Here is a 17,022-nt window from a genome sequence, read left to right as displayed (position 1 = left end):
CCACAGTCGGGTGATATTGGGTCCCTCGATACTGACAGCACCTCAGGAGGCACCTCATGCGCGGAGCCACGCACGCCAAGTGGGCCGCACTCGCCCTCGCCGTCGCCCTCACGGCGACCGCCTGCGGCGGTGGCGACGACAGCGGCGGCAGCGGGGCCGACGGCATCGTGAGTTCCTCCTGGGGCGACCCGCAGAACCCGCTGGAGCCGGCGAACACCAACGAGGTCCAGGGCGGCAAGGTCCTCGCCATGATCTTCCGGGGCCTCAAGCAGTACGACCCCAAGACCGGCGAGGCCAAGGACATGCTCGCCGAGAGGATCGAGACGACCGACTCGACCAACTTCAGGATCACCCTCAAGAGCGGCTGGACCTTCTCCAACGGCGAGAAGGTCACCGCGAAGTCCTTCGTCGACGCCTGGAACTACGGCGCCCACCTGAAGAACAACCAGAAGAACGCCTTCTTCTTCGGCCAGATCGAGGGCTACGACCAGGTCCACCCCGAAGAGGGCCAGGCCAAGGCCGAGACCATGTCCGGGCTGAAGGTCGTCGACGACAGGACCTTCACCGTCAAGCTCTCCCAGAAGTTCTCCCTCTGGCCCGAGACGCTCGGCTACGCGGCCTTCGCCCCGCTGCCCAAGGCGTTCTTCGACGACCACGACGCCTGGCTCTCCAAGCCCGTCGGGAACGGCCCGTACACCGTCGACTCGTACGCCAAGGGCTCCCAGATGGCCCTCAAGCGCTGGGACGGCTACCCGGGCGAGGACAAGGCGCAGAACGGCGGGGTGACCCTCAAGGTCTACACCGACAACAACACCGCCTACACCGACCTGACGGCCGGAAACCTCGACCTCGTCGACGACGTGCCCGCCTCCCAGCTCAAGAACGTCGAGGCGGACCTCGGCGACCGGTACATCAACGTCCCCGCGGGCATCATCCAGACGCTGTCCATCCCGTTCTACGACAAGGCCTGGGACACCCCCGACGGCGACAAGCTCCGCAAGGGCATCTCCCGGGCGATCAACCGCGAGCAGATCACCGAGACGATCTTCCAGAAGACCCGGACCCCCGCCGTCGACTGGACCTCCCCGGTCCTCGGCGAGGAGGGCGGCTTCAAGAACATCTGCGGCGACTTCTGCTCGTACGACGCGGCCGAGGCGAAGAAGCTGGTCGCCGAGGGCGGCGGCATCCCCGGCGGCACCATGAGGATCTCGTACAACGCCGACACCGGCTCCCACAAGGAGTGGGTGGACGCCGTGTGCAACTCCATCAACAACGCGCTCGGCAACAACAGGGCCTGCGTCGGCAACCCCGTCGGCACCTTCGCCGACTACCGGAACCAGGTCACCACGCAGAAGATGACCGGACCGTTCCGGGCCGGCTGGCAGATGGACTACCCGCTCATCCAGAACTTCCTCCAGCCGCTGTACTACACCAACGCCTCCTCCAACGACGGCAAGTGGTCGAACCCCGAGTTCGACAAACTCGTCGATCAGGCCAACGCGGAGCCCGACACCCAGAAGGCCGTCGAGATCTTCCAGCGGGCCGAGGAGGTCCTGCGGGACGACATGGGGGCCATTCCGCTCTGGTACCAGAACGGCAGCGCCGGCTACTCGGAGCGCGTCTCCAATGTGGCCCTGAACCCGTTCAGCGTCCCCGTCTACAACGAGATCAAGGTCAACTGACGCAGGGAAGCGGCGTACGGCCCGGCGTCCCCGCGCGCCGGGCCGTACGTCTTCCCCCCACCCCCGGAGCCCCCCATGGGTCGTTATGTGATCCGGCGTCTGCTGCAGATGATCCCGGTCTTCTTCGGCGCCACCCTGCTGATCTTCCTGATGGTGAACGTGATGGGCGACCCCATCGCCGGACTGTGCGGCGACCGCGCCTGCGACCCGGCAACCGCCGCCCGACTGAGGGCCGAGTTCGGCCTCGACAAACCGGTCTGGCAGCAATACGCGACCTACATGGGCAACGTCTTCACCGGCGACTTCGGCACCGCCTTCAACGGCCAGCCCGTCACCGAGCTGATGGGCAACGCCTTCCCGGTCACCATCCGGCTCACCCTCGTCGCCATCGTCTTCGAGATCGTCATCGGAATCAGCCTCGGCGTGGTCACCGGTCTGCGCCGCGGCCGCCCCATCGACACCTCCGTGCTGCTGCTGACCCTGGTCGTCATCTCCGTCCCGACCTTCGTCACGGGCCTGCTCCTCCAGCTCCTCCTCGGCGTCCAATGGGGCTGGATCAAACCGGCGGTCTCGCCCGAGGCCCCCATCGGCGAACTCATCGTCCCCGGCCTCGTCCTCGCCTCCGTCTCGCTGGCCTACGTCACCCGGCTCACCCGGACCTCGATCGCCGAGAACAAGCGCGCCGACTACGTCCGTACCGCCGTCGCCAAGGGCCTGCCCCGGCGCCGGGTCATCACCCGCCATCTGCTGCGCAACTCGCTGATCCCCGTCGTGACCTTCATCGGCACTGACATCGGCGCGCTGATGGGCGGTGCCATCGTCACCGAGCGGATCTTCAACATCCACGGCGTCGGCTACCAGCTCTACCAGGGCATCATCCGCCAGAACACGCAGACCGTCGTCGGCTTCGTGACCGTCCTCGTCCTGGTCTTCCTGGTGGCCAACCTGCTCGTCGACCTCCTGTACGCCGTACTCGACCCGAGGATCCGCTATGCCTGAGCCGAACTACGACGAAGGAGCCGCCATCGCCCCCACCGGTGCGGGAGGCGCCGTGGATCTCGCGATGAGCGAGGGCGAGAGCCTGGAGAAGACCCCGGGCGGGCCTCTGGGCACGGGCCCCGCGGGCAAACCGCGCTCCCTGTGGTCCGACGCCTGGCACGACCTGCGCCGCAACCCCGTCTTCATCGTCTCCGCGCTCGTCATCCTCTTCCTGGTCCTCATCTCGATCTGGCCCTCCCTGATCGCCTCGGGAGACCCCCTCGACTGCGACCTCGCCAAGGCCCAGGAGGGCTCCCAGCCCGGCCACCCCTTCGGCTTCAACGGCCAGGGCTGCGACGTCTACACCCGTACGGTCTACGGCGCCCGGACCTCCGTCGCCGTCGGCGTCCTCGCCACCCTCGGCGTCGCCGTCCTCGGCTCCGTCCTCGGCGGTCTCGCCGGCTTCTTCGGCGGCGGCTGGGACGGCTTCCTCTCCCGGATCACCGACGTCTTCTTCGCCATCCCCGTCGTCCTCGGCGGACTCGTCCTGCTCTCCGTCGTCACCAGCAACACCGTCTGGCCCGTCATCGGCTTCATGGTGCTGCTCGGCTGGCCCCAGCTCTCCCGCATCGCCCGCGGCTCCGTCATCACCGCCAAACAGAACGACTACGTGCAGGCGGCCCGGGCCCTGGGCGCCTCCAACTCCCGCATGCTGCTGCGCCACATCGCACCCAACGCGCTGGCACCCGTCATCGTCGTGGCGACCATCGCCCTCGGCACCTACATCTCACTGGAAGCGACGCTGTCGTTCCTCGGCGTCGGCCTCAAACCGCCGACCGTGTCCTGGGGCATCGACATCTCCTCGGCCTCGCAGTACATCCGCAACGCCCCGCACATGCTGCTCTGGCCGGCGGGCGCGCTGGCCGTCACCGTGCTCGCGTTCATCATGCTCGGCGACGCGGTGCGCGACGCCCTCGACCCCAAGCTGAGGTAGACGCCCATGCTGCTCGAAGTCCGTGACCTGCACGTGGAGTTCCACACCCGGGACGGGGTGGCCAAGGCGGTCAACGGTGTCGACTACTCGGTGGACGAGGGCGAGACGCTCGCCGTGCTCGGCGAGTCGGGTTCAGGCAAATCCGTCACCGCCCAGGCCGTCATGGGCATCCTCGACATGCCCCCCGGGAGGATCACCGGCGGCGAGATCCTCTTCCAGGGCCAGGACCTGCTGAAGCTCAAGGAGGAGGAGCGGCGCAAGGTCCGGGGCGCCAAGATGGCCATGATCTTCCAGGACGCGCTCTCCTCCTTGAACCCGGTGATCAGCGTCGGCGACCAGCTGGGGGAGATGTTCCAGGTCCACCGGGGCATGTCGAGGAAGGACTCCCGCGCCAAGGCCGTCGAGCTGATGGACCGGGTCCGCATCCCGGCGGCGAAGGAGCGGGTGGGCCAGTACCCGCACCAGTTCTCCGGCGGCATGCGCCAGCGCATCATGATCGCGATGGCGCTCGCGCTCGAACCCGAGCTGATCATCGCCGACGAGCCGACCACCGCGCTCGACGTCACCGTCCAGGCCCAGGTCATGGACCTCCTCGCCGAGCTCCAGCGCGAGCTCCACATGGGCCTCATCCTCATCACCCACGACCTCGGCGTCGTCGCCGACGTCGCAGACAAGATCGCCGTGATGTACGCCGGCCGGATCGTGGAGCACGCGCCCGTCCACGAGATCTACGAGGCACCCGCCCACCCCTACACCAAGGGCCTGCTCGAATCGATTCCGCGCCTGGACCAGAAGGGCTCGCAGCTGTACGCGATCAAGGGGCTGCCGCCGAACCTCCTCGCCATCCCGCCCGGCTGTGCCTTCAACCCCCGCTGCCCCCTCGCCCAGGACCGGTGCCGCACCGACGTACCGCCGCTCTACGAGGTCACCGAGTCCCCGGTCCCGCGCAGGAGCGCCTGCCACTACTGGAAGGAGTGCCTCCATGGTTGAGGCTCGCGGCGAGGCCAGTCTCCAGCCCGAGGCCATCCTCCAGGTCCGGGACCTGTACAAGCACTACCCCCTGACGCAGGGCATCCTGTTCAAGAAGCAGGTCGGTGCGGTCAAGGCGGTCGACGGCGTCTCTTTCGACCTCGCACCGGGCGAGACCCTCGGCATCGTCGGCGAGTCCGGCTGTGGCAAGTCGACCGTGGCGAAGATGCTGGTCAATCTGGAACGCCCGACGGCCGGCACCATCTCGTACAAGGGCGAGGACATCACGAAGATGTCCCCGAAGGCGCTGCGCGCCGTGCGGCGCAACATCCAGATGGTGTTCCAGGACCCGTACACCTCGCTCAACCCCCGCATGACCGTCGGCGACATCATCGGAGAGCCGTACGAGATCCACCCCGAGGTCGCCCCCAAGGGCTCGCGCCGCAGGAAGGTCCAGGACCTGCTCGACGTGGTCGGCCTCAACCCGGAGTACATCAACCGCTATCCGCACCAGTTCTCCGGCGGCCAGCGCCAGCGCATCGGCATCGCCCGCGGCCTGGCGCTCCAGCCGGAGATCATCGTCGCCGACGAGCCGGTCTCGGCGCTCGACGTCTCCGTCCAGGCGCAGGTCGTGAACCTGCTGGAGAACCTCCAGCGAGAGTTCTCGCTGTCGTACGTCTTCATCGCCCACGACCTGTCGATCGTGCGGCACATCTCCGACCGAGTCGGCGTCATGTACCTCGGCCGGATCGTCGAGATCGGCACCGACACCGAGATCTACGACCATCCCACGCACCCCTACACCCAGGCGCTGCTGTCCGCGGTCCCGGTGCCCGATCCGGAGGCCCGCGCCCACCGCGAGCGCATCGTCCTCACCGGCGACGTGCCCTCCCCGGCCGACATCCCCTCGGGCTGCCGCTTCCGGACCCGCTGCTGGAAGGCGCAGGAGCGCTGCGCCCTCGAGGTGCCGGCGCTGGCCGTCCCCGTGGAGTTCCGGCTCACCGACTCTCCGGCGAAGCACGACTCCGCCTGCCATTTCGCCGAGGAGAAGCACGTGGTCCCGACGGAGGACGACCGGGAGTAGCAGCCGCCTCGCACGAGCGGGCTCGCATCCGCTGACGAAACGTCGTCATGTTCCTTAACCGGGAGGCAACTTCGCCGACCCCGGTCCGATATAAGAACGGGCCACGCTGGGCAGCGTACGGCCGTGCGGGTGCCGTAGGCCGACCGGGGCGCACCATGTCGTCCCGGCCGGCCGCCCGTACCCCCGGGCATATGCGGAATCCCTTGTTTCGGCGGGCCGCGACCGTGAGTATCGGTCCGGTGACAGTGACTCGCGCAGCACGTCTCGCCGGAGCCGCCCTCTCCGTCGCGCTCGCCCTGGTCCTCGTCGGCTGGACCCTGCGGGACCTCGCCGTCACCACCGGCTCGCCCGCCGATCTCGCCTGGCACTGGGCCAAGGACCACCACCCGCTGCTCCGCGGACGAGCCGCCACCTCCGGGACCGACCCGGTCCTGATCGTGATCTACGCCGTCACGGCCGTAACCGCCCTGCGCTCACCGGTCGCGGCCTCCGCCCTCGCCGCCACCGGAGCCGTCACCCTCGCCGTCCGGCTCCCCGGCCTCTGGGCCACCGCCGCGAGCTCCGCCGCCCTGGTCACCACACTCCTCGAACTGGCCCTCGCCGGAGCCCTCCTCGTCACCGCCGCCGCCGGCCGCCGCCCCGCCGACACGGCGTACGAGCCCCTCCCCACCCGGCCGCGTCCAGGTCCCGCCGTCACCGCCGGCGTCCTGCTGCTCCTCGCCGGCCTCGTCGCTGCCGCCTGGGAGGTCCACTGGGCGCTCGAACTCCCCGCCGAGATCACCGTCGACCGGTTCACCGGCGGCCGCTCCGTCCTCGCGCCGCTGCTCGCGCCCCCGCCCGGCTGGCTGACCGCCGTCCTGGTCCTCCTCGCCCTGACCGCCGCGGGCAGCGTCTTCGCCCGTCCCCCGTACGCCCGCCCCCTCGGTCTGGTCGCCGGGGCGCTGCTGTGCGGCTCGGGCGTCATGGGCCTCGCCCCGGCCGTACGGTACGAGCTCCTCGACCGTTTCTCCGGGCTCTACGGCGTCGAACGACTCGCCCTGCTCTCCTCGCTGTTCGACCTGCTCGCCGGAGCCGCCGTGCTCGCCGTGCTCGCCGGCCGGGGCGAGCCGCGCGTCGCCCCGGCCCCGCCCCGGACCCCGGTCCTGCCGCCCGCCCCGCCGTCCCCGCGCCCGCCCGGCTGGTGACCCGCCCGCCCGGCCGCTGACGCTCGCGCCCCCCTCTACGCGAGCCCCAGCGAACGCTTCAGGAAGTCCACCTGGAGCAGCAGCAGGTTCTCCGCCACCTGCTCCTGAGGCGTCATGTGCGTCACGCCCGTCAACGGCAGCACCTCATGGGGCCGGCCCGCCGCGAGCAGCGCTGAGGAGAGCCGCAGGGTGTGAGCCACGACGACATTGTCGTCGGCCAGTCCATGGATGATCATCAGTGGCCGTGCCGGGTTCTCCGGCGCCGACAGACCGTCGTCGGTGACCAGCGAGTTCGCCGCGTACACCTCCGGACTCTCCTGCGGCATGCCCAGGTACCGCTCCGTGTAGTGGGTGTCGTACAGCCGCATGTCGGTGACCGGCGCCCCCGCGATCGCCGCGTGGAAGACGTCCGGCCGCCGCAGCACCCCGAGCGCGGCGAGGTAGCCGCCGTACGACCAGCCCCGGACGGCCACGCGGTTCAGATCCAGCGGGAAGTCCCCGGCGAGCGCGTGCAGCGCCTCGACCTGGTCGTCGAGGGTCGGTGTCAGGTCGTTCCTGATCGCCTTCTCCCAGGCGGGGGACCGGCCCGGCGTGCCCCGCCCGTCCGCCACGATCACGGCGAATCCCTGTTCGGCGAACCACTGGGACGTGAGATGCGGATTGTGTGCGGCGACCACACGCTGACCATGAGGCCCACCGTACGGATCCATGAGGACGGGCAGAAGTCCGTCACCTTCCTCGTACCCCGAGGGGAGCAGGACGGCGCACGGAATCCGCCGTGCGCCCCCCTCCAGCAGGCGCACCCGCGCCGAGAGCACGGGCCGCTCCGCGTGCGAGGCGACCACCGCCACCTCCGCGCCGGCCCGCAGGACCCGCGCCACGCTTCCCGGAACGTCCGGCCCGGCGGAGGACAGCACCGTCACCGCGCCGGAGCGCACCGCCGCGTGGACTCCGGTTCCCCGCGAGAGACGCTCCACACCCCGTTCGTTCACCCGGTAGACGTGGATCTCGCCGATCTCCGGATCCGCCGCCTCCTCGCCGGCCGACGCCGAGACCAGGATGTCGTTCTCCCCGATGTCGAGGACGGCCCGGACATGGAGCGCCGCACCGGTCAGCGCCCGGTCCCCGGCCGCCAGCACCCGGGCGCCGCCCTCGTCCGCCACCCGGACCAGCCGCCCGTCCGGAGTCCAGGCGGGCACCCCCGGCACCAGCTCCAGCCACGCCGGGTCCTCGTCGACATGCACCGTCCGGGTCGCCCCGGTCACCGTGTCCACCGCCAGATGAAGCTGGGTGCGTTGGTCACGAGCCTGTACGAGGATCAGCGGAGCCCCGCCCCCCGACCAGTGGACCCGGGCCAGGTACGGGTACCGCTCCCGGTCCCACCCGACCTCCGTCCGCTCCCCGGCCAGGTCCACCAGGTACAGCCGCACGTCCGCGTTGGGCGTGCCCGCCGCCGGATAGGCCACGACCTGCGGCTCACGGTCCGGATGCGCCGGGTCCGCGATCCACCAGCGCCGCACCGGCCGGTCGTCCGCCCGCGCCACCAGCAGCCGGTCCGACTCCGGCGACCACCAGAACCCCCGCGCACGGTCCATCTCCTCGGCCGCCACGAACTCGGCCAGGCCGTACGTCGTGTGCGCGTCCTCCGGCTCCGCGAGCGCCCGGTCGCCCTCCCCGTCGGCGCCCGTCACCCGCAGCGCGCCCCGCGCCACGTACGCGATGTGCCGCCCGTCCGGCGACGGCCGGGGATCGATCACCGGCCCCGGTACCCGCAGTTCCTCCGCCGTCCCCGCCCTCAGCTCCGCCACGAACAGCCGCCCCGACAGCGCGAACGCCGCCAACTCCACTGCGCCGTCCACTGCGTAGGCCACGATCCCGCCCGAGCCCTCCCGGCTCCGCTCCCGCCGGGCCCGCTCCTCGGCCGGCAACTCCTCGGCGGCGCCCGCGAGCAGCGCCTCCGGATCCGCCGCGATCCGCTCCCGTGCCTCCCCGGCCCGGCCCTGCGGATCGAGCACCCACAGCGCGTGCGAGCGGTCCGTGCCGGACGACGACCGCAGGAACACCACCCGTTCACCGTCGGGGGAGACCGTGAAGGAGCGGGGGACGCCCAGGGTGAAGCGCTGCGTCCGGGCGTACTGGCGAGGGAACGAGAGCGGGAACGACCGCTGTTGCCTGGAGGTCATGCGACCGAACCTAGCGCCGTGCGCCCCCTTGTGCCCCCGTACACCATCGATGCGGAGCCACACATAGTTATGATCCGTAGCGCTAGGTGGGTAGGGGACACCTGGCACATGCTCGCCGAACTGACCGTAGGAATATCCGACCGAAGAAGTGTGGAGGTGAACCGCCGTGGCACTCTCGATTTCGGCGGTGGTGCTGCTGGCGATCGTCGTCTTCCTGCTGATCCGGAAATCCGGGCTGAAGGCTGGACATGCGGCGGTCTGCGCGCTCCTCGGGTTCTACCTGGCGAGCTCGTCCATCGCGCCGTCCATCAGCTCCCTCACCACGAACGTGGCAGGCATGATCGGCGGCCTCAAGTTCTGAGCCTCGCGCAGGTCACCGGCCCCGCCTCGCTTCGTGGTGTCTCGTAGGGTGGGGCCATGACGGATCTCCCAGCCCGTCGTCTGCTCCTGGTGCACGCGCACCCCGACGACGAGTCGATCAACAACGGCGCCACCATGGCCAGGTACGCGGCCGAGGGGGTGCTGGTCACCCTGGTGACCTGCACGCTCGGCGAGGAGGGCGAGGTCATCCCGCCCGGGCTCGCCCACCTCGCACCCGACCGGGAGGACCGGCTCGGTGACCACCGCGTCGGTGAACTCGCCGCCGCGATGAAGGAGCTGGGCGTCACCGACCACCGCTTCCTCGGTGGCCCCGGCCGCTTCCGTGACTCCGGGATGATGGGCGCCGAGCAGAACGGGCGCGAGGGCGCCTTCTGGAACACGGACGTCGACACCGCCGCGCCGTACCTCGTCGAGGTGATCCGTGAGACCCGCCCGCAGGTCCTGATCACCTACGACCCCGACGGCGGCTATGGCCACCCCGACCACATCCAGGCCCACCGCGTCGCCACGCGTGCCGCCGAACTGGCCGCGGACGCCGCGTACCGGTCCGATCTCGGCCCCGCCCACACCATCGGCAAGATCTACTGGAACCGGATCCCCCGCCCCGTCGCCGAAGCCGCCTTCGCCCGGCTGCGTGCCGAGGGCACCCGCTTCCCCGGCGTCGCGGAGACCGGCGATCTGCCCGGCGTGGTCGACGAGTCGCTCATCACGACCGAGATCGACGGCGGAGCGGTCTGGGCCGCCCGCAAGACCGCCGCGATGCGCGCACACGCCACCCAGATCGCCGTCGACGGCCCCTTCTTCGCCCTCTCCAACGATCTGGGGCAGCCGATCTTCACCACGGAGTACTACCAGTTGGTCAGGGGTACACCGGGCGCGCCGGCGGGCGCGCGGGAGAACGACCTCTTCGCGGGAGTGACGGCATGAGCGTCCGGATCGTCTGGTACGCGCTCTTCCTCGTCCTCGGGGCGCTGGTCGGAGCGGCGGGCGCGCTCGCCCAGAACGCCTGGTTCCCCGGCGGGTTGGCCCTCGCGCTGCTCGCCACCGCCGGCGTCTTCTACGGCGGTCTGCGCGCCACCGACACCCAGCTCGGCATAGTGGCCCCCGGGGCCGGCTGGCTCGTCGCCATCATCCTGCTCAGTCTCGGACGGCCGGAGGGTGACGGTGTCTTCGGCGGTGGAGTCGCGGAAATGGTGTACCTCCTGGGAGGCATGGCCGTCGCTGTGATGTGCGCCACCCTGGGGCGCCCGGTGCGACCGGCCCCGTGAGCAGGCCGACTTGAGCCGGGGCTGCCCTGACTTCGGCCCAAATGCCCTGTAGTGGAACCCCGGCCGTCAGGTGCGCGGCGGCGGCGGACAGTATGGTGGTGCGCGCCGCCGAGCCGCCCGGGTACACGAGCACCAGCAAGAGAGCGGGCGGTGGAGCCAACCGGGAGAACCTGCTTTGAGTCGTGAAACTGGTCGAGAGACTGACAGTTCGTCCTCCGGCGCCCAGGGGCGCGGTGGAGCCGCGTACCCGTCGGGTACACCGCCGTACGGAACCCGCCAGTATCCGTCGCTCCACCCCACGCAGGACGGGGCCGACGACGCTGCCGACACCGCCGCCCCGCCCGCTCCGCAGCGGCCGGAGGAGCCGAAGACCGAGACCACGCTGACGACCCGGATCCGGATCAACATCCCGGGTTCGCGGCCGATCCCGCCCGTGGTGGTCCGCAAGCCCGTCGCGGGGGCCGACACCGAGGCATCTCCTCCGCCGTCCGCCGAGGCTGCCTCGGAACCGGAGCGTGTCGCGCCCGAGCCGGCCGCCCCGGCCGCCGCTCCGGCGGAGCCGCCGAAGGCGGAGGAGAAGCCGACCAGCGACTGGTTCGCCCCGCGCAAGTCGGCCGCTCCGGCCGCCCCGGCGGGGCCCTCGACGCCGCCCGGCGCGCCTTCGGGCGCTCCGAGCCCCTCACGTCCCTCCGGTCCTTCGGGTCCTTCGGGTATGGGCGCGGGGGCGGCGGCGACCGGAGCCGGTGCGGGGCCGTCCGCGCCGCGCAGGCCCGGCGGCGGGGCGCCGAACCGGGGATCCGGCTTCGCCGGCCCCGCGACCGGAGGCATCCCGACGGTCGGCGGCGCCTCGATCGCGGCCACCCCCGCGGGCGGCACCCCCGCGTACCTGTCCACCCCGCCGCAGGACGAGGCCGCGTACGGTCCGGACGGTGACCCGTACTTCGGCGGCGCCGCCCCGCAGGCCCCCAACGGGCCGACGAGCGGTCCCGTCACCGGCAGCAGCCCGATCGGCGCCGGTCCGGCGCGCGGTGGCGCTCCGGGTCCCGGTCCGGCGCGCGGTGGCGCTCCGGGTCCCGGTGCTCCGGGCGGTGGCGCTCCGGACGGCGGTTCCTTCGGGGGCGCCTCCTTCGGCGGCGCGCCGCGCATGTCCGACGACACCGCGGTCCTGACGCCCCAGAGCCCCGGCCCGGCCGTTCCCCCCGCGGGCCCCGGCGCCCCCGGCGGCGGCCATGTCTCCGGTGACACGCTCACCAGCGGCATCCCCGTCGTGCCCTCCGGGCCCACGGGCGCTCCTGATTTCACCGCGAGGCCACAGGAGCGCTTCTCGGCCCCCGAGGTCATGGGAGCCGAGCCGGCCCGGGCGCACGCCGCCCCGCGCCCCGCGCCCTCCTCCTCCGCCCCGGCGAAGAAGGGCCGCTCCAAGCTCGTCCTCCTGGGCGTCGGCGTGTTCGGCCTCGCCGGCGTCGCCTATGGCGCGGGACTGCTCCTCAACCACTCCGACGTCCCCAAGGGCACGACGGTCCTCGGCGTCGACATCGGCGGCGGTACGAAGGAAGAGGCGGTCAACAAGCTGGAGGCCGCGCTCGGGAAACGCGCCCACGCCCCCCTCCAGCTGAGCGTCGACGGCAAGACCGTCGCGCTCGCACCGGACAAGGCCGGTCTCTCCCTGGACAGCCAGGAGACCGTCCGCGCCGCCGCGGGCAGCGACTACAACCCCGTCTCCGTGATCGGCTCCCTCTTCGGCGGCGAGCGGGTCGCCGAGCCGAAGCTCCCGGTGGACGAGGAGAAGCTGGCCGTCGCCCTCAGGGACGTGTCCGGCGCGTCCGGCTCGGCGACCGAGGGCACGATCGTGTTCTCCCCGGGCAAGGTCACCGCCGTGGAGGGCAAGCCGGGCAAGGGCCTGGACGTCGGCCGATCGATGATCTTCGTCAGGGACGCGTACCGCGCCCAGGTCGAGACCGGACAGACGAAGGCCGTCGAGCTTCCCGTCGTCACCCGCCAGCCGTCGATCACCAAGGCGGAGCTGGACCGGGCGATGAACGCCTTCGCCAAGCCGGCCATGTCCGACCTGATCACGATCAAGGCGGGCACGAAGGAGATCAAGTTCGGCCCCGCGCGGTCCCTGCCGAAGATCCTCTCCATGAAGCCGGTCAACGGCCGCCTGGTGGAGGTCTACGACAAGAAGGCGATCGAGGAGCTCCTCGACGGCGTCTTCGACGGCATCATGATCACCAAGGGCGACGGCAAGAAGCACCAGGTCTCCGCCGACGACGTCGCCTTCGTGATGCGCGACGCCCTGCGGGGCAGGACGACGGCCGAGCGGACCAAGGTCATCGACCTCGACGGCCAGGGCTGACGCCCGTACCCGTACCGCGGACGGAGCCCCACCCGGCAGCGCCGGGTGGGGCTCCGCCGTCACCAGTCCCCGCCGTACCGTCGGCGCTTGGCGCGCAGCCAGTCCTGGATCTCCCCGGTCTCGCGGGACGAGGCGGGGCGCAGGTCGTCGGCGCGGATCGTGGCGACGAAGTGCACGAACCGCACCCGCCGGTGCGCTCCGTCCACGCCGATGACCTTGCCAGGGCCGGAGACGTCGGTGCCGGTGTGGGCGACGAAGGTTCCGGGGCCGTAGGGGTCTGCATCGTGAGCCTTTCGCTCTGTGTGTTGTTCCGGTCACACAGTGGCGCGGCTCAGGGTGCGCGCGGCAGGGCTTCGCTCGTGCCGGCCGAATGGCTCCGGCCCCGCATCCCGCCTGGTGGGCGGGGTGCGGGGCCGGAGTCCTCATGGGCCGAACGGCGTCAGGTCATTCCTGGCCGGCCGTCCGGCGCCGCTTCCACCACAGCAGTCCGCCGCCGAGCGCCGCGAGGGCCGCCGCGAGAGCGGCGATCAGGCCGACGGGGGTCGAGGAGCCGGTGTCGGCGAGGTCGCCGCCCGGGTCCTTCGGCGGGTTCTGGCCGCCACCGCTACCGCCGCTGCCACCGCCGGTCGGCGGGGTGGTCGGGTCCGGCGCCGGGGTGGTCGGCGTGTCGGAGGGCCGGTCCGACGGCGTGGGCGTCGGGGTGGGGGTCGGCGTGGGGTTGGTGTCGTCGTCCCCGGTGGGGGTGTTTCCACCCAGGTAGAGGGTGTCGGTGTCCCGGTAGGACGCGTCGTCGGACCGCAGGGAGTTCCGGGTGGTGTTGTCCAGGTCCCGGTTCTCCAGGTCGAATCGGACCTTGGGGATGTTCCGCTTCGGCGACTTGGAGAAATCGACACCGCCGACGCCCTGGTTGTAGACCTTGCCGCCGTACTCCAGCTCGAACCACTCCACGCCTTCGCGCAGGGACTTCATGTACCGGTCGTACGTGCCCTGCTTGGTCCACTTGTCGTTCGGGGCACGCAGCGGCCAGGCGGAGACGTCATTGGAGTCGATGATCGGCCGGAAGTCAGTCGGCGACTTGGCGTCCTGCTGGCGGATGTACTCGGCCGCGACGCGCGAGGTGTAGACCCGGCGCAGGTCGGCGTACTTCGCGCCGTTGTTGACCCGCTTGGACACCTCGGGCATCACGTTCGCGCGCAGGTTGGCCTCGCTGAAGCGCTTCTCGGCCTCCGTGAAGGTGCAGTTGTGGGCACCGGGGGCGGACCAGTCCACATCCATCCACTCGGTGGACACCTTCAGCGGCGCGTCCAGGATGTAGATGCCGCCGTCCTGCTCACGGACCTGGGCGACCTCCGGCTCGATCCACATCCGGACCTCGGGGAAGCACGGGATGCCGTCCTCGCGGGGCTGCGTGTCCCAGAAGCGGCGTGCGCCGGCGTGCTTGTCGGGGTTGATGGCCTCGGCGAAGTCGAACTTCATGTCCAGGTCGGCGTCGAGGAGGATCCGGCCGGCATCGGTGGCCGCGAACTTCGAGTCCATGATCTTGTCGGGCTGGTCGGGGTTGAGGTTCACCCAGAACTTCTCCGGCGTGAGCGCCAGCCACGTGAACAGGGCGTCGGAGGCGAGCTGCATCTTGGCCTGGCCGCCGAAGCCGGGGTTCTCGTCCGGCTCGGGCATCATGTCGGCCTTCATGCTGTACTGCACGCCCTTGCCCTTGCCCAGGCCGCCGACGAAGCGCAGCTCCAGGGTGGTGAAGTCCACGCCGCCGGGGCCGCCGCGGGGGAGGGTGCCCCGGGTGTCGAGGCGCCGGGCATCGGCCTGGATGCGCTTGGCCTCTTCCAGGGTGCGGCCGGAGCCGTTGATCCGGTCGTTCAGCGGACCGCGGGATCCGCAGTCCTTCGGAGCGGCGGCGGCCTGCGCGCGCGGGGTGACGATGCCCTGGCAGGCGGGCGCCATCCACGTGTCGTTCTTGCCGTAGCCGGGGATCGGCGTGGTCCGGCCGACCGGGTTGTAGAACCGCTGGTTACCGCGGACCTGGTTGGTCGTGCCGGGGCGGTCCCTCCTGATGTCGTCGTCGAGCTGCTTGATGTGCTGCTCCTGACCACGGGTGAACTTCTTCGCGCCGGTGAAGCGGAAGGTGTGGTCGGGCATCGACTTGGCGACGATCCGGTCCTTCGCGAGCTGCTTGGGGTCCAGCTTGCTGTTGGACTTGAACTCGTTGAACTCCTTGGTGCGCTTGTTGTACGCGTCGTAGCGGCGCTCGCCGACCTTGTTGCCGTCCTTGTCGAAGAGCTCGACGTAGTACTCGCACAGCCAGTCCGGGCCGACGAGCTTGTAGTCCCTGACGAGCTGGCGCTCGAAACCGGAGCCCTTGTGGTTGTTCGTCTGGTTCCGGATGTACCGGTGCTCGAACCAGTGGTCGAAGGCGAGGTTCTCGTTGTTCGCGAGGAAGCGGGCGTAGATCTCCATCGCCCGGTCTTCGGGGTCCCCGGACTTGTCGGCCTGCTTGGTCCAGGCGTCGACGTTCTTCTTCGGGTCGCCCGGGACCTTCGACATGGCCTGCTGCCGCTGGGCCGCGTTCGGGGCTTTGAGCCCGTCGAACGCCCTGCCGGGAAGGGGGTAGTCGAAGTTCTTCGGCAGCTCGTTGGACTTGTGGAACAACCCGGCGGGGTCGTCGGGGAAGCCGGAGTCCGGCGGTGTGGTCCTGGCGGCCGGGAGGCCGTTGCGCGTGTCGCAGCGCTTGCCGGTGCCGGGCTTGGGCTTCGCCATGACGGGCGGGCCCGCCGCCTGGGCGGTCTCGACGGCGGGGAGGCCGGTCAGCGTGACGGCGGCGGCCAGTGTGCCGGCTGCCGCCCATCGTGCCGCCACTCGCCAGCGGGTGGGTATGCGTAACCTTCGGTTCAAGGTGCTCGTCTTCCCTCGGTGGGGGGCCGGGGGGTGTACGGCGGCGCGCAAGGCCCCCGTGACATGTACGCGCCGTCAATCGCCACAGTAGACCATCCGTCGCAGTCGCAACCGCGATTGACCGTGTTGTCGAGAAGACGCCAACCAGCCCTGTCCCAGGGGGAGTTGATCAGATGAAGTACAGGTGCTCCATGGCACGGACGGCGGACTCGGTGTGACGGACGCGGAACGCGGAGGTCTGGACGTCGGGACGGTTCCAGGGATCCGCCTGACCCAGGGCGAGGGTGGCGAGGGCGGACCACTCGGTCTCGTTGGGCTCGTCCTCGTCCAAGTAGAGACCGGCGCCCTCCAGCGTCTCGCCGGTCAGGCCCAGCGAGGCGATCACGGCGTCGGGGTCACCGCTGACGACGAACGGTTCGTCACCGGGCCATCCCGAGGCGTGGAACATGGCGCCGTCCGGAAGCCACACGAGGTCCTCGGTGTGGTCGGCGCCGGCGTGGAAGTGGACGCGGCCGACGACGCGGGCGTCGGGGAACCGCTCCCGCAGGACCTTGGCCCCGTGGAGCAGCGGGGTGTCGTTGCCGTTGTCGGCGAACGCCGGATCGCAGATCCCCAGGACATGGCCCCACGCGCCGGCCTGGACGACGTCCAGATCGCTCCGCCGGTCGGGGTAGGGAGTTTCCAGGGCGGACCGGGCCCCGAGGTCTTCGAGGATCTCCTCGACCGTGTCGCAGGAGGCCGCGAACTCGGCGGCCCGCACCGGGTCGTTGGCCGGCAGGGCGCGGCCGTCCACGTCGTAGGGGGCCTGGAGGACAGTCAGGTTGCAGTGCCCCATGGAGCCGCGGACGATCCGGTCCGCGGGCGAGGTCCAAAAACCGTTGCTGTTCATGACCGCAACCGTAGTGGTGCCCACCGACAGCCGTACCCCCAACCGGAGTTCGGGCCCGCATCGTCATCGTCCGCCCCCCCGGGACCGCCCCGAGTGAGAGCGCTGTGCGTGCCGTGCGGTTCAATCGGCGTATGGCCGAAACCACCGGGACCT

The 17,022-nt window shown here is 70.8% G+C and carries 14 protein-coding genes; 10 read left to right on the top strand and 4 right to left on the bottom strand.

Going from position 1 to position 17,022, the window contains the following annotated elements:
• Nucleotides 1–56 precede the first annotated feature (56 nt).
• The 6 genes from IE136_RS14265 to IE136_RS14240 all read left to right on the top strand — a co-directional run bounded on the left by IE136_RS14265 (nucleotide 57) and on the right by IE136_RS14240 (nucleotide 6,891).
• Entirely contained in the window at nucleotides 57–1,682 is a 1,626-nt protein-coding gene (locus IE136_RS14265; protein WP_189600503.1) for a peptide ABC transporter substrate-binding protein, read from the top strand.
• Between the two features lie 75 nt (nucleotides 1,683–1,757).
• Nucleotides 1,758–2,681 (top strand): ABC transporter permease, encoded by a 924-nt coding sequence (locus tag IE136_RS14260; RefSeq protein ID WP_158990096.1) that lies wholly within the window; start codon nucleotides 1,758–1,760, stop codon nucleotides 2,679–2,681.
• On the top strand, nucleotides 2,674–3,654 hold the full coding sequence (locus tag IE136_RS14255) for an ABC transporter permease (protein WP_158990098.1): 981 nt from the start codon (nucleotides 2,674–2,676) through the stop codon (nucleotides 3,652–3,654). The genes IE136_RS14260 and IE136_RS14255 overlap by 8 nt, the downstream gene beginning before the upstream one ends.
• A gap of 6 nt (nucleotides 3,655–3,660) precedes the next feature.
• Entirely contained in the window at nucleotides 3,661–4,644 is a 984-nt protein-coding gene (locus IE136_RS14250) for an ABC transporter ATP-binding protein (RefSeq protein WP_158990100.1), read from the top strand.
• Nucleotides 4,637–5,707, top strand: a complete 1,071-nt coding sequence (locus IE136_RS14245) for an ABC transporter ATP-binding protein (RefSeq protein ID WP_158990102.1) — start codon at nucleotides 4,637–4,639, stop codon at nucleotides 5,705–5,707. Before IE136_RS14250 ends, IE136_RS14245 begins: the two co-directional genes overlap by 8 nt.
• A 239-nt stretch (nucleotides 5,708–5,946) precedes the next feature.
• Entirely contained in the window at nucleotides 5,947–6,891 is a 945-nt protein-coding gene (locus IE136_RS14240) for a hypothetical protein (RefSeq protein WP_189600502.1), read from the top strand.
• A 35-nt stretch (nucleotides 6,892–6,926) separates the two neighbouring features.
• Here IE136_RS14240 and IE136_RS14235 read toward each other — a convergent pair whose 3' ends face one another.
• On the bottom strand, nucleotides 6,927–9,074 hold the full coding sequence (locus tag IE136_RS14235) for a S9 family peptidase (RefSeq protein WP_189600501.1): 2,148 nt from the start codon (nucleotides 9,072–9,074) through the stop codon (nucleotides 6,927–6,929).
• A gap of 166 nt (nucleotides 9,075–9,240) precedes the next feature.
• Between IE136_RS14235 and IE136_RS14230 the strand changes: the two genes are divergently transcribed.
• The 4 genes from IE136_RS14230 (at nucleotide 9,241) to IE136_RS14215 (ending at nucleotide 13,079) form a co-directional block, all read left to right on the top strand.
• Nucleotides 9,241–9,435, top strand: coding sequence for a hypothetical protein (locus tag IE136_RS14230; protein ID WP_158990106.1), 195 nt, complete (start codon nucleotides 9,241–9,243; stop codon nucleotides 9,433–9,435).
• A 56-nt stretch (nucleotides 9,436–9,491) separates the two neighbouring features.
• Nucleotides 9,492–10,382, top strand: a complete 891-nt coding sequence (gene mshB / locus IE136_RS14225) for an N-acetyl-1-D-myo-inositol-2-amino-2-deoxy-alpha-D-glucopyranoside deacetylase (RefSeq protein WP_189600500.1) — start codon at nucleotides 9,492–9,494, stop codon at nucleotides 10,380–10,382.
• Entirely contained in the window at nucleotides 10,379–10,723 is a 345-nt protein-coding gene (locus tag IE136_RS14220; RefSeq protein ID WP_158990110.1) for a DUF6113 family protein, read from the top strand. Before mshB ends, IE136_RS14220 begins: the two co-directional genes overlap by 4 nt.
• A 175-nt stretch (nucleotides 10,724–10,898) precedes the next feature.
• Nucleotides 10,899–13,079, top strand: a complete 2,181-nt coding sequence (locus tag IE136_RS14215) for a hypothetical protein (RefSeq protein ID WP_189600499.1) — start codon at nucleotides 10,899–10,901, stop codon at nucleotides 13,077–13,079.
• Nucleotides 13,080–13,138: 59 nt separating this feature from the next.
• Here the strand turns inward: IE136_RS14215 and IE136_RS14210 are convergent, their stop codons facing one another.
• The 3 genes from IE136_RS14210 to IE136_RS14200 form a co-directional block, all read right to left on the bottom strand.
• On the bottom strand, nucleotides 13,139–13,285 hold the full coding sequence (locus IE136_RS14210; RefSeq protein ID WP_229818837.1) for a hypothetical protein: 147 nt from the start codon (nucleotides 13,283–13,285) through the stop codon (nucleotides 13,139–13,141).
• 238 nt (nucleotides 13,286–13,523) lie between these two features.
• Nucleotides 13,524–15,944 carry an LPXTG cell wall anchor domain-containing protein gene (locus IE136_RS14205; protein WP_158990114.1) on the bottom strand — a complete coding sequence of 807 codons (2,421 nt, stop codon included), beginning with the start codon at nucleotides 15,942–15,944 and terminating at the stop codon, nucleotides 13,524–13,526.
• 205 nt (nucleotides 15,945–16,149) lie between these two features.
• Nucleotides 16,150–16,869 carry a DUF6333 family protein gene (locus tag IE136_RS14200; protein WP_158990116.1) on the bottom strand — a complete coding sequence of 240 codons (720 nt, stop codon included), beginning with the start codon at nucleotides 16,867–16,869 and terminating at the stop codon, nucleotides 16,150–16,152.
• Nucleotides 16,870–17,022: the final 153 nt, after the last annotated feature.

Origin of the sequence: Streptomyces lateritius, from assembly GCF_014649715.1 — a bacterium.
Taxonomy (GTDB): domain Bacteria; phylum Actinomycetota; class Actinomycetes; order Streptomycetales; family Streptomycetaceae; genus Streptomyces; species Streptomyces lateritius.
The sequence above is the reverse complement of the archived record's forward strand: the minus strand, read 5'-3'. Positions and strand labels throughout refer to the sequence as shown.

Excerpts from the sequence above, each read along its gene's own strand:
- IE136_RS14235 (WP_189600501.1), bottom strand. The coding sequence starts at position 9,074 with ATGACCTCCAGGCAACAGCGGTCGTTCCCGCTCTCGTTCCCTCGCCAG.
- mshB (WP_189600500.1), top strand. The coding sequence starts at position 9,492 with ATGACGGATCTCCCAGCCCGTCGTCTGCTCCTGGTGCACGCGCACCCC.
- IE136_RS14220 (WP_158990110.1), top strand. The coding sequence starts at position 10,379 with ATGAGCGTCCGGATCGTCTGGTACGCGCTCTTCCTCGTCCTCGGGGCG.
- IE136_RS14245 (WP_158990102.1), top strand. The coding sequence starts at position 4,637 with ATGGTTGAGGCTCGCGGCGAGGCCAGTCTCCAGCCCGAGGCCATCCTC.
- IE136_RS14250 (WP_158990100.1), top strand. The coding sequence starts at position 3,661 with ATGCTGCTCGAAGTCCGTGACCTGCACGTGGAGTTCCACACCCGGGAC.
- IE136_RS14260 (WP_158990096.1), top strand. The coding sequence starts at position 1,758 with ATGGGTCGTTATGTGATCCGGCGTCTGCTGCAGATGATCCCGGTCTTC.
- IE136_RS14255 (WP_158990098.1), top strand. The coding sequence starts at position 2,674 with ATGCCTGAGCCGAACTACGACGAAGGAGCCGCCATCGCCCCCACCGGT.
- IE136_RS14200 (WP_158990116.1), bottom strand. The coding sequence starts at position 16,869 with ATGAACAGCAACGGTTTTTGGACCTCGCCCGCGGACCGGATCGTCCGC.
- IE136_RS14265 (WP_189600503.1), top strand. The coding sequence starts at position 57 with ATGCGCGGAGCCACGCACGCCAAGTGGGCCGCACTCGCCCTCGCCGTC.